The sequence below is a fragment of the Pseudoflavonifractor intestinihominis genome, assembly GCF_040096055.1.
GTDB lineage: Bacteria > Bacillota > Clostridia > Oscillospirales > Oscillospiraceae > Pseudoflavonifractor > Pseudoflavonifractor intestinihominis.
Window position 1 is genome coordinate 72655 of record NZ_JBBMFK010000002.1, and the last position, 12119, is coordinate 84773.

At 52.5% G+C, this 12119-nt stretch carries 11 protein-coding genes and 1 pseudogene; 5 read left to right on the forward strand and 7 right to left on the reverse strand.

Annotation, left to right across the window (positions count from 1 at the left end; all coding sequences use genetic code 11):
- Positions 1-90 precede the first annotated feature (90 nt).
- Together WMO64_RS01675 and WMO64_RS01680 are read right to left on the reverse strand one after the other, a co-directional pair.
- Positions 91-282 carry a hypothetical protein gene (locus WMO64_RS01675; protein ID WP_349230797.1) on the reverse strand — a complete coding sequence of 64 codons (192 nt, stop codon included), beginning with the start codon at positions 280-282 and terminating at the stop codon, positions 91-93.
- Positions 283-649: 367 nt separating this feature from the next.
- Positions 650-1036, reverse strand: a complete 387-nt coding sequence (locus tag WMO64_RS01680) for a hypothetical protein (RefSeq protein ID WP_349230798.1) — start codon at positions 1034-1036, stop codon at positions 650-652.
- A gap of 935 nt (positions 1037-1971) precedes the next feature.
- Between WMO64_RS01680 and WMO64_RS01685 the strand changes: the two genes are divergently transcribed.
- The 5 genes from WMO64_RS01685 to WMO64_RS01705 are packed head-to-tail and all read left to right on the forward strand — an operon-like array spanning position 1972 to position 5529.
- On the forward strand, positions 1972-2466 hold the full coding sequence (locus WMO64_RS01685) for an RNA polymerase sigma factor (protein WP_349230799.1): 495 nt from the start codon (positions 1972-1974) through the stop codon (positions 2464-2466).
- Positions 2459-3115, forward strand: a complete 657-nt coding sequence (locus tag WMO64_RS01690; protein ID WP_349230800.1) for a hypothetical protein — start codon at positions 2459-2461, stop codon at positions 3113-3115. The genes WMO64_RS01685 and WMO64_RS01690 overlap by 8 nt, the downstream gene beginning before the upstream one ends.
- A complete protein-coding gene (locus tag WMO64_RS01695; protein ID WP_349230801.1) occupies positions 3096-3920 on the forward strand; it encodes a hypothetical protein in 825 nt (274 codons plus the stop codon). The genes WMO64_RS01690 and WMO64_RS01695 overlap by 20 nt, the downstream gene beginning before the upstream one ends.
- Positions 3917-4663, forward strand: coding sequence for a hypothetical protein (locus tag WMO64_RS01700; protein ID WP_349230802.1), 747 nt, complete (start codon positions 3917-3919; stop codon positions 4661-4663). The genes WMO64_RS01695 and WMO64_RS01700 overlap by 4 nt, the downstream gene beginning before the upstream one ends.
- On the forward strand, positions 4657-5529 hold the full coding sequence (locus WMO64_RS01705) for an ABC transporter ATP-binding protein (RefSeq protein ID WP_349230803.1): 873 nt from the start codon (positions 4657-4659) through the stop codon (positions 5527-5529). The genes WMO64_RS01700 and WMO64_RS01705 overlap by 7 nt, the downstream gene beginning before the upstream one ends.
- A 1373-nt stretch (positions 5530-6902) precedes the next feature.
- Here WMO64_RS01705 and WMO64_RS01710 read toward each other — a convergent pair.
- The 5 genes and pseudogenes from WMO64_RS01710 to WMO64_RS01730 all read right to left on the reverse strand — a co-directional run bounded on the left by WMO64_RS01710 (position 6903) and on the right by WMO64_RS01730 (position 12059).
- Complete coding sequence (locus tag WMO64_RS01710) at positions 6903-8525, reverse strand: DUF4268 domain-containing protein (protein ID WP_349230804.1); 1623 nt, start codon at positions 8523-8525, stop codon at positions 6903-6905.
- A gap of 1780 nt (positions 8526-10305) precedes the next feature.
- Positions 10306-10509: a ribbon-helix-helix protein, CopG family gene (locus WMO64_RS01715; protein WP_349230805.1), complete on the reverse strand. Its 204-nt coding sequence runs from the start codon at positions 10507-10509 to the stop codon at positions 10306-10308.
- Between the two features lie 210 nt (positions 10510-10719).
- Entirely contained in the window at positions 10720-11034 is a 315-nt protein-coding gene (locus WMO64_RS01720) for a hypothetical protein (protein WP_349230806.1), read from the reverse strand.
- Positions 11035-11095: 61 nt separating this feature from the next.
- On the reverse strand, positions 11096-11419 hold the full coding sequence (locus WMO64_RS01725; protein ID WP_349230807.1) for a hypothetical protein: 324 nt from the start codon (positions 11417-11419) through the stop codon (positions 11096-11098).
- 1 nt (position 11420) lies between these two features.
- Positions 11421-12059 (reverse strand): annotated as a pseudogene (locus WMO64_RS01730) (recombinase family protein).
- Positions 12060-12119 lie beyond the last annotated feature (60 nt).

Below are 12119 nucleotides of genomic sequence, written 5' to 3' on the forward strand. Positions count from 1 at the left end.
GCGCCGACTGCGGCAACGTGGATTATACCCGACGCCCAGAAAGTTTATTCTGAGTGATGCGTAAACTGGGCCTGTTCCTTATCCGTTATTTTATTCAACGTCGGATAACTTAGGATCATTTGCCTTAGATCTAAAATGCTTCCTTAGATCCTCCGATGTAAGCCAGCCCTTCTCTTCGCCTGACATCCGTCCCTTGGCAAGTTCGTCCATCAAATGCATGGTAGCTTGTATCCGATCATAATCCCTCATATCTGCAGCAAAGGTAGGTTTGGCATCTGACATAACATTCACCTCCCTCTTTAACACTTATCCTTTTAATCTGAACTGCGGTATTGGTTGCTGAAACGATACTACATCACAGCTCGCTATTCTAAAAGGCCAGATATATCTGTAATCTTTTCCAACACCGCAGCCTTGTATATAATTCTTCAAAAATGAAACACGAAGCAGCTATCAAACAATGTTGTGAATTTAAAATTACACAAGACAAGCGTCTTTGCTTCCGTTGGTTTGCCAATCTTTTTTCTGTGATAGATATAATAACACAGGCAGCCAGTAGTTTCTATTTAATTCTCAGCACACACCTCATAAAACATCTTGGGGCCGGGACAGTGTAGCTGACCCGGCCCCGTTTCGGATTTTTTGTCGTCTAACTATCTTCTTTGGCGCGGATGCTATCCAGCACCCCTATAATCTGTGGTGCTGCATTTGCGACGCGATATCGACTGTTAAGTATAACCATATGGCGCCCATTGTCAATCTCATAGCCATCATAGATATCATCCATATAGTACATTGCATGGCCAAGCCCATAGTAGTCATAGTTGCATAAGAACACGATATACAGCTCTGGCAAATCTGAGCTGCTCTCGGCCCGAGCAAAATAATATCTATCTGCTGCACTCTGGTAACAGTGGCGCAATTGCTCCAGGTCCTCTATCCGGTCCTGCATGTACCGGATAATATAACAGTTGTGCTCCCCATCCTCTATCATGGCATCAGGCGGCTCAAGACGCTGACCCACACCGCCAAACATATCTATCCAGTCATCTCCTGTATAGATGCGTCTGAACTCCGTGATTTTGGTCTCTGAAACCGCTCCCAAAAATGCCTTAATGCTACTATTATCCTGTAAGATGCGTGCGGTACATAAATTGTTTTCTGCGGCATGCTACGGTCCTCCATTCTTTGTGTCCCTGGGTCTACACAATATCCTCCAAATCGTAATCCATCGAAATTTATTCTATGCAAAGCGGAGCATAACGATTTTAATTTCCAAATTCGATTTTCCATGTCGCAGAAATACTGTTCGAGCAGTATGCTGCTTTGGTTATCCAGTGGGTTTTGCCAAACCTGCATTGCATTGCAAAAAATGATTCCTGGGAAACTAAAAGCGCCTTTGTGTGCAGGTTGAGTAGAAGGCAGTCCGCGAAACAGCGGCAAGCAGAAGCCCCGGCCTTCGAGTGGAGGCCTGGGAGGTAAAGACATGTGCTCCGTACTTCTTTTTGTACATAAGAAGTGGGAATGCGCGGTACTTGTTTTATCATCTTGTCATGCCAGGGGGGATTATGAGGACTGAGTGAAGGGAAATCGATGCTTTGATTGCCATAAGGCCCTATCCAGCATAGGTCGCAGCTTACATGAAAAAGTGTCTGCAGCGGTCTGACATTTGATGTGCCAAAATCTTGTCTGCAAAGAATATGGGCGGATGTCCCAATACGAGCCGCCTTATTTCAGTGAATGGAAAAAATCATGCTAATTGCTACGGGCGTCCTTTTAATATATCTAACTGATATTTTCTATAAAAATATTACGGCAGGTCCCCTTCTTGCCGTCTGTGACTACTGGCACGATACACCCACATATATTTTCTGCCTGAACCTTGTTCTTTTGGGCCTACTTGTCCGTTATACTACCAGACAGAGGGGGTGATGGAGTATGGGCTGGCATGATGACACCCTATTGCGGAGAATGTCTGATGGTGATGAGGGCGCACTGGAGGAGCTGGTAGGTCACTGGTATCCCCGGATCTACGCCTACGCCCTCCGCACCACCGGCCGGGAGCAGGACGCTCAAGACGTGACTCAGGAGACCTTCCTGGCGGTCCTGCGGCACCGGAAAACCTTTGTAAGGCGCAACTTCCAGAGCTGGCTGTTCACCATCGCCCACCACAAGTGCGTGGATCTGTTCCGGCTCCAGGGCAGACTGGCCTCCGCCCCGGAGGAGCTGGACAAGCTGAGCGAACCAGACCCCAGCGGCCAGGTGCTGGACCGGGCTGCTCTGGAGCAGGCGCTGGACAGGCTGCCGCCCCTCCAGCGGGAGGCGACGGTGCTCCATTACTTCCACGGCTTCACCCCCAAGGAGATCGCCGCCATGACGGACAATCCCCTCTCCACCGTGCGTTGGCGGCTCTCCGCTGCCCGGCGGGCCATGGCGGAGCAATTAAAGGAGGATGGGTATGGATAGACAAGCACAGACCATTCAGTGGCTCAGGGCCTCCCTACCCCAGCAGGCCCATAAGGTGAGTCCGGCACAGCTGCTGAGACCCGCCCTGGCCGAGCTGCCTCCCGGCCTATTTCTGGGGGCGGTAGGGCTGTCCCTGCTGGCCGGACTTCTGGCTGGAAGACTGGCCATTCCCTTTACCGCCACCTTCTGCGCCGCTCCTCTGCCGCTGTTCCTGCTCTACTTCCGCTACTTCTGGCGGAACGAGCCCCGGATGCGGGAGCTGGAGCGCACCTTCCGCTTCTCCTTCCACCAGATGTGCCTGGCCCGGTTCACGGTGCTCTTCGGCAGCACGGCGGCGGCCCTGCTGGCCCTGTATCTGGCCGCCGCTTGGAATAGCCCATTCCCCCTGGGCCTGGCTCTGTGCGGGGCCTCCTCCACCGCCCTGCTGGGGGGCGCACTGCTGCTGTTCTCCCTGGGAATACGTACCGCCAGTCTGGGTCTGCTGGGAGGTACCCTGTGGATGGGGCTGTGCGCCCCTCTGATGGGGCTGCGCCTGGAGGCCTGGCTGGCCGCCCTGCCCCTGTGGGGGTGGCTGATCCCTATTGGTCTGGGGACTGCCCTGGCGGCGGCCGGAGTGAAAGGAGGCGGCTATGTGCGTACTGAGTGCTGAGTGGAAGAAATTTATTACCTTCCGGGAGCTGTACGCGGCCCTGATCCTGGCTGTATGCCTGACGCTGTGGGGCACCATTCCCTATGCCCGGGATCCCAGCGGTTTCTGGATCAATGTCTACAACTTCAACGTCAACATAGCCTCCATCCTGATCCTCTTTCTCCAGGTGGCTGGGCTCTCCCGGCTGTTCTGCTGCGAGCGCGCCGGGCGGACTGATGCTCTGATTCGGGTAGGGCGGCTCGGCCTGCGGGGCACTTTTGCCCCAAAGCTGGCCCTGGGACTGGGCTATGGGGCGGCCTCCTCCCTGTTCCCCGGCCTGCTGGCCTTCTGCCTCAACGCCCTGCTCTGCGGCGGTGTACCGGCCCCCTTCGGTGCGGGAAACTCTGTCTCACGGATCCCGCTGTGGGAGACGACGGGGCCGCTGGCCCTCTGGGGCTGGGAGATGCTGTTCTCCCTGCTGGGCGGGCTGTGCGCCGCGGGGCTGGTGCTCCTCTGCTCCGCCCTGGCCCACCGCCCGGCGGCGGCCATGGCAGGGGCTGCCCTCTGTCTGGCCCTCCCTGCCGCATTCCAAGTGGGGCTGGTGTCCCTCTTCTCCCGGTTTCTGCTGCCCGAGGGGCTGGCCGTAATCGCGGAGGGGCTCTATCGGCTCAGCAGCTGCGCCTGGTCCGGCATCCTGAGCTATGACGCCCAGCTCTTAGGGGGTGACGGTGCCCCTCTCTGGCGGCCCATTCTTTACTGTCTGTGCCTGCTGGGAGCGGAACTGGCCCTGACCTGGGCAGTCTGGAGCAGGAGGGCGAGAAAATGATACAGGAGCTGCGGCGGATTTGGACCGCTCCCTTGCCCTGGCTGCTGGTCCTGGGGCCAACAGCCCTGAACGGGGTCCTGGCGCTGTTCCAGCGGCGCTACGGGCCGGAACGCTACTGGAGTTTCGTGGGCCAGTTCTGGGACAAGCTGGGACTGGCAGCAGTGGCCGCTCTGATACTCACCGTCTGCCTGTCCCTGACGGACCGGGACAGGAGCTGCCAGACGGAGTCTCTGATGCTTACCACCCGGCTGGGACGGAAGCACCTCTTTCTCCGCCGCCTGCTGGCCTGCGCCCTGTGTCCCTTTCTCTTGGCTCTGCTCCTTTCGGCGGGGAATTTCCTGTGCGGGCTGACGTTGTCCGGGGGACTTTCCATTCCGGAGAATTGGGCAGCCTCCTATCTTGGCCACACCCTGCTGGCGGGGGTGGGCGGGTCTCTCCTGGCCTTGGCCGCCTGCGGGCTGTGCGAACTCTTTCGCTCCCTGCCCGTCGCCTTTCTTCTGACGGCTGTGGTGCTGGTGTTCAGCACCCTGGCCCCCGACCTAAAGGGGGAGCCGCTGGACCTGTATATCCTGGCTAACGGCTTTTTTGCCAAACTGATCCGGGGGCGGGCTCTCACCGGCTGGGCCTCCTACAGCCCGCCATGGGGCTGGGAGTGGTGTCTCTGGGGCCCCTGGCACCTGTGCCTCACCGCCCTGTGCGTAGGGTGGGCTGTCCGCAAGAGAAAGGAGCGCAACCAATGGTAACTTTACAGGTGGAACGGGTCAGCAAGCTGTACGGCAGCTTTGTAGCCCTGAAAGAAATCGAACTGGAACTGGGCAGAGGGGTATACGGCCTGCTGGGCCCCAACGGGGCGGGCAAGACCACCCTCATGCGCATCCTGACCGACCTGCTGATCCCCTCCCGGGGGCGGGTGCTGTGCAACGGGAGGGATATCCACGCCATGGGGGCGGACTACCGGGATCTGCTGGGCTATTTGCCCCAGGATTTCGGGGTTTACCCCAACTTCACGGCGGAGGGCTTCCTGTGCTACATCGCCCGGCTGAAGGGGCTGGACAGAGAGACCGCCCGGCGAAAGACAGCAGAACTGCTGGATCTGGTGAGGCTGTCCGACCGGAGAAAGCGGCGGCTGGGGGGCTTCTCCGGCGGGGAGCGTCAGCGGGTAGGCATTGCTCAGGCCCTGCTCAACGACCCCCAGATCCTCATTCTGGATGAGCCCACCGCCGGGTTGGACCCCCAGGAGCGCATCCGCTTCCGGGGGGTGCTCAACCAACTGGGCAGGGATCGCCTGGTGCTACTGTCCACCCACATCCTCTCTGACGTGGAGAGCGCCGCCGACCAGGTCATCCTGCTGCGGCGGGGGGAGATTATCGGGCGGGACAGCCCCGATGCACTGCTGAGACAACTGGAGGGTAAGGTATGGTCCGTACCGGTCACACCACAGGAGCAGGCTGAGCTGGCTGTCCGCTGCCCGTGCAGCAATGTATCCCGGTTGAACGGTGTGACCTATATGCGCCTTCTCTCGGACGCCCCGCCCACAGTCCGTGCCCGAAGTGTCACGGCCAATTTGGAGGACCTCTATCTCTGGTACTTCGGTCAAACAACCCCATAAAAAATCCGTGCGGACCAGGCATAGTTACCCGCACGATACATCTTTGGAGCTGAACGAGCAGGAAGAGAACATCCTCTATGCAGATCTGTTACAAGCAAAGATAGATCACGACAGCGGCGTTGAATACATTGCGGCAGGAAACCCAGAAAATCACTTTGTTTTTACAATGTATGGTTATTGTACGTCTCATACCTTCTCGTTAGAAAAATAAAAACCAGTTGTGCGATTGTTCTGATCACACAACTGGTTTTGTATATATAACATATTTTAATTTCGAAATGCCCTGCGGGACAGAACAACAAACTCAGATTTTGACAATTGCCATGTGGTATCCATCCCGCCATTTCCTACCGCGCCGCCCACCTACGGCGATATCAATCGTTTTACCAATGTCATCCGGAGTATATCCACAAGCAATAATTGCATGGTATAAATTGCTGCATCTTGTCCTGGGGGCATACATTCCATCCGCATATCCAAGCACGGTACGGCCTGCAATGGCACGGTCCAACATCGTAACTCTCGGCATAAATACTACTTCCTTTCATTTGTATTGATTTACGTGTCACAAAGCGTTGTCTGTTTTATAGTATGCGACAATTTAATATCCTATTTCACCAGATTCGATGTTGTATACAACATTTAGGCATTCCCCCACAATTTAATTACCATTTTTACAGAAAACATCAAATTCACTCTGTTAATATATCACTAAAATTTAATTTTTAAGAGGTACGATAACATATAGCCGCAAAACTATTACTATGGCTTTATAGTAGCCCTGGGTGTAATCTGGAGCTGTTTCTTTACTCATGAACACAAGCCATGCCCTTAGGCCCCATTCTTATATACAAAGTAAAGCTGGCAGGGATTTCTTCTTTTTTGACGTGCTCCCCCTCTCTACCGTCCAGGTCTTCCGCTCGACGCTGGATGTTGATAGCAACAAACAAATGTCGGGCCGGAAGTCCAAGCCGAGGCCAAGTCGGCCCGGGCAGCGGCATACGGCACACCTCCCTTGTTTTTCTTTGTATATAAGTCTCAAATATCGTTACCGCAGAGGCATTACTGTATAAGGAGCATTTATTATATTCTTTAAAAAATAGCATTATCCTGCAGGATAAAAGAGTATAAGGGACACCAATGCGCGCTGTATGTAACTTTTTATACTCATTAAAAATATCGGGCCCGCCATCCAAGGCGAGCCCAATTATCATATTACTCAGGTTAATCAATCTGATAGAGTCCTTTACTCTGTGCCTGAGCTCTTTTCAAGTAGTCAATCACTATCTAATCACCTCAAACAAAGTACAACACATAACAAACCCCGGAAGAAGGTCTATACGCCTCTTCCGGGGTCATTTTTAGATAGCCGGTTATCGTTCAGCCAGTGCCTGTTTCAACTCTTCCTCAAAAGCCTGTACCTTTTCCATGCACAAGTCCAGTTTTTCAAAAATCTCCTTTTTTTCAACGGACTCGCCGAGTTTCACGCTCTCCGTACGGAAAATCGTCCACCATTTCCATTCGTCCTTTCTGGGCCGGACGAAGGGCAGAGAGCTGACCCGGTCGCAGGTTTCCAAGAAGTCCTCCGTTGCGTTCTTGGAACTAAGGGCCAGTTGAATATGTATCTTGTCTCCCGTACGGTTGACGATTTCGTAAAAATAATGGTTCTCTGTGCCCCAGCCACTGGGAGCGCCGGGGATGTCCGGGAAGATTTCCGACATCTGAGCTGTCGTAAAGCGGGTCAGGGTACGGTTACATCTCGCCAGATTTTCCTTCACTTCCGGCCGGCTTACGGTCCACTCCCTCAGGATACCAGCAATCTCGGAAAGGCGCTGCCCCAGTGCATCCTCGCTCTGCAAATATGGGAGGACCACATTGCAGATGGCGTCACTCCACTCCGCATGAAACTTTGCCATGCGGGGCCAGTCTCCCTCATCCACAATACTCACATCTTTCAGCTCATAAGAAATCCAAGACGCTTTATACTGGTCGGCCCGTACCCAGTTCAGGGAGATTCCCAGTTCTTCCTCAATTTCGTCCTTATGGCTGTACAGCAAATCAAAGGATTCCTTATTCCATGCGGCATCGCTGCTTCCCAAATAGAAGTCGATCCGTGCTCCATCATAATTGGCGATACACTGCACCGAGCATCCGCTGATTCCAAAGAAGCCCGCCACGGTATTGGATGTGCCGGGGCTGACATTCCCAAAACTACCCCGGTGCATATGCTGCTTCTGGATAAGCGGCAGAGCATAGGCCCAGTACCGTCTGCGAAGTTCAAAGCGGCTCGTTTCCGCTGCCTTTTCACTGTCCGAATCTTTCAGATAAAACACCAACTCCATGGGGTCCACACCATAGAGGGCAAATAACCGCCGAAGAATCGACAGCTTCAGCGCCGTGCTGGTGTTCTTCTCGAAATAAATTGTGTCGTCAATCTGGAGCGCACTGCGCAGCTCACTTCCGGTGTCAGAGACATACCCCGCAAGATCTGTTGCCTGATCCGTGCTGCATGCCAATGCCGAAAGGACAGACTTGTCTTTCTGGTGCAGGAACTTCACCACATGTTCAAACATATCCGTCCAACTGGCAGTAGACTGCTCCATATTCAGCAGGCTGTATTTTACGATCTCCCGACCTGTGAGGTCTATATCTTCATCATCCAACGTGCAGGAATCAAACTCTTTTTCCGCAGGTCTGAAGTCCGTCTGCGGGCAGGGCCAGATTCGAAGCGCTTGGGCGACCATCTCTTTGTCTCGCTCTTCCAGTTCAGGCAGGCCCCAGGACTCCTTCTGCCCGATCTTCTGGTTCATCCGCAAACCGCTGTTCCGGTATCCTCCCTTCTCGGCGTCCCGTTTCTCCCGAAAGCTTTTGTTGCTGAGATTAGGGTTGTATCCGGTCAGCGTCAGGTTGGCCAGGCGGTGCTGCCATGTCGCATGGATCTCTGCCGCATTGGGCCCCAGCTCCTCCGTCCAGGCCGGCGTCAGGTGCTGAGGCATAACAGTAGGAATGTATCTACACGACACACACCTTTTCACAGTCCATCTTATTTCCAGGCGAGCTAAACAGCAAATAGCATCCTTGTACAATACCTCTTCTTATTTCTACAGTCCTACAATTTCTAAGTCCTGGGCTGCACAGGCAAAAGGCAGTGCATCTTTTCGACTGCAAACCCCTGTTTTAGAAATTTATTGAAGCAGAGTAAACCGGCCTGAGAAAAGGCTCAGGCCGGTTGGTGCATCTATGATGTATATCTTTTTTGCTTGGTAAGGGGTATTGACATTGGCTTTTGATTTAATTATGTCATTTCCCTTAAAAAAGAATCGACTTCCTCCCCATCATCGAGCAAGAAGAAGTCTCCCCTTCCCCCTCCAAGAACGAGAAGAAGTCTCACCCTCCCCTCTCTTCGCTCAAGAAAGGGTACTTTACCATGCTAAAGTATTTTCTTTAAAGTCTCCTATTAAGTATGTTAATCATATACAGCACGTGCTGTATCGTTCAGGTTTTGCAACGCTCCGGGAACGTGTTCGCGCTGTATCGTTCAGGTTTTGCCGCGATCCAAGCTGTATCGTTAAGGTTTTGCTACGACCCAGGCGGTTCTGACGGGGTTTTCAGCGTTCCAACCGGGTCTGCAGGGGCTTCTGGCGGCCTTCAGCGACCGTTCGAGGGATTTTACGCTCCAGCATCGGGCAGAGGCCTTTAACCTGCGAGAAAGGCGTTGTATCAAACGACCAACTACCACCGGCTTTTCTTTGTATTCAAGATTGGGTTACTTCCCATGCAAGCACGAGCGGGACAGTTAGCTTACTTTACCGGCACGCGCAGTCCACCCCCTGTGCGGCGCATGAGAAAAATAGAGTTCTACTCTCTCACACGGCACAGGGGGTATATCAGACCTACATTTGATCTGATCAGCGGTAATCTGCCAATCCACTCCCTTCCATCTTCTCGCTCCAGGAAGGTTTGTATGAGTGGATTCCCCCGGCTTTCGCCGGCGAGAAGCCCTCCTGCCTAATTTATATGAACCCGGTCAGGCACACCCGGTTGACGGAGGTTTTAGATTACCATGCCCACGCATTCCCCCGAACAGACTTATTGCAGCGGCTCTGTCACACCTGGTCCAGTTATTGATATCGTGGGCTGGTACACGCATCGACCCACGCTGCCGGCACCTGCCGGCAGATCCTATGCAGCCTGCTCGCTGTGGAGGTAGCTCGGTTGGAATGATGGGTTTCCTCCAACCGGGTGTCCCTGGCTCCCATGCGCCACGAGGCGTTGTCTATATCTATATATATGCGGCAAATTTATTTTCTATTTCGCAAAAATCAATGTTGTATACAACAATTAGAGTATTTATCACAATTTAATTGCAATTTCGTGCTGAAATTCTTAAAATATGTCACTTAGTGCCCTCAAAAAATTATTTTTAAATTTTTTAAGGGGAACGATGTGCGGTAAGGTCTTGATGGCATATAGCCGTAGGCCTATTGCTAATATATGCATGTCATCAAAATCTGATTGGCGCATAGGACCAGCAACTCTCCCCCATACCTATACACACAGCGCTCACGACACAGTGTCGTCGCAACTGATACATTGTTACATAGGTGATAGATCGCTGTGCTCCTACATATATTATATGCCTTAAAAAAATTTACATCATCCGGCAGGATAAAGGCACCCAAAAGGCATCAATAAGTACTGTATACAACTTTCTGTGCGCAGAAATATCGGGCCCGCCATTCAAGGCGGGCCCGAATTATTATATTCCCAGGTTAATCAATCATGATGGAGTTCTTTACCCTGCTCTTCCTGAGCCTTTTTTAAATAGGCAATCGCTTCTTCCGGCTCATCCACACACCAATGAAAAAATCTGACAATCAATTGCTCCTGGGTGATGCCCATAAGCCGGATCATCTCTTCCACTTTCGCTGCAAGGTCAGCATCAATTGTAATTGTAATCAGTTCAGTGTCGTTTTCCATGGATTATCCTCCTTATTACTTATCTTATATACAAAGAAAATCCATTGTCAAGCTATCTTTGTGCACCCACCTACACACATATTGCTCCCGGACGTCTGCCCGATGCTGGATTGTATATGGCTCCCAGCATCGGGCCAGTAGACAGTGGTGGACAACAGCGTCCATTATTATAATGTCTTAATCCCAATGCTTTTCTTCGTATATAAGATATTATTGGCCCTTCTTTTGGCCACCGTCCAAGATGAGACCCAGCCAGCAGTCGGTGCAAAACACATCATGGATCGTATATCCATATTTGCGCACCAGCGCCTGCTCATCCACCGGCTCAGGCTTGGGGGCCTTGCCCAGCATGTACAGTGCCATCTGCCGTGCATGGCGCCATACCTCCGGCAATGCGTATACCGCATGGGCCGGCGTCGCTCTACCGCAGATGCTGCATTTAATCTTGGGCATATCCAGCCCTGCTTCTTCAATCTCTTTGACGATTTCTGCCGCTTCTGCATTGATCTTATCTTCTGTTTTCATAAAGCCCCTTCTTTCTTATTAGTAAACCTTTCAATTTAGGTAATGGAACTCCTTGTTGGTATTATGCAATAGGTAAACCGTTGGAAATCCGGTAAAAGATAATATCCTCCACTTCAGGGGAAGCAAATATTGACCGTCCAGAGGCCGGCATTGCAGCCAACGTGGCCTTATGCATCTGCTTGACTTGCTGCCGCGTCGCAGCCAACATGGCAGTAAATTTGCTGAGAGTTGCCTGATCCATACGCAGCAGCTCTTGTACGATTTTTTCCGCGTCGCCATGATAATAGCAAATGGCATTGTAAAGAAGTTCGAGTGAGATTTTGGATTTTGCTTCATCGGTCATTTTCTCGTATGTGTCGACAGCATAACGGTAGCATTCCGTCATATTAGTTGCCCTTCCTTTCTTTATTTACGACTGACAAGTATCGGTAGGCTGTGGGGCGGCTTACCTGTGCCAGCCTGGCCAGTTCTGTAACATTGATTTCCTTGCATTGGTATCTTGCATAGTATCGGAAAAAACTATCTGGGATGCGCTCCGCCGTGATAGGAGGGCGGCCCAGCTGTTTGCCCTTAGCCTTGGCATTGGCCACGCCGGAGCGCACTCGGGCCCGGATCATGCTTAACTCAAGCTCGGAAAATACGGCGATGAGCTGGAGAAAGGCCACAGTCATCGGATCTGGGTCAGTCGTCCGGCAGTCGATGGTGATGCTCCCTAAGATTTGGAGTCGGATACGTTTGAGCTTGATAACATCTACGATCTGGCAAAACTGCTACACCGATCGGGACAGGCGGGACGGCTCTGTGATTATCACCGTGTCTCCCGGGCGGACTGTATCCCACATCATATCCTGTTGCTCTTTGGTCGGTGAATCCCCGTGCTCATACTCCATCCATATTCGTGTCGCCCCTGCTGCCTTGAGTTCCCTCACCTGTCGGTCGATGTCTTGGCGGGTCTCATTTGTGCTGCATCTTGCATACCCATGTGTAACGATAATCTTCTCCGCCGTTTTCGTTACAGATTCCACCTGTTTTTGCCTCCTTCGAGCCCCCAAAAAGGGTTCCTCAACGTGTAACGGCAAACACTT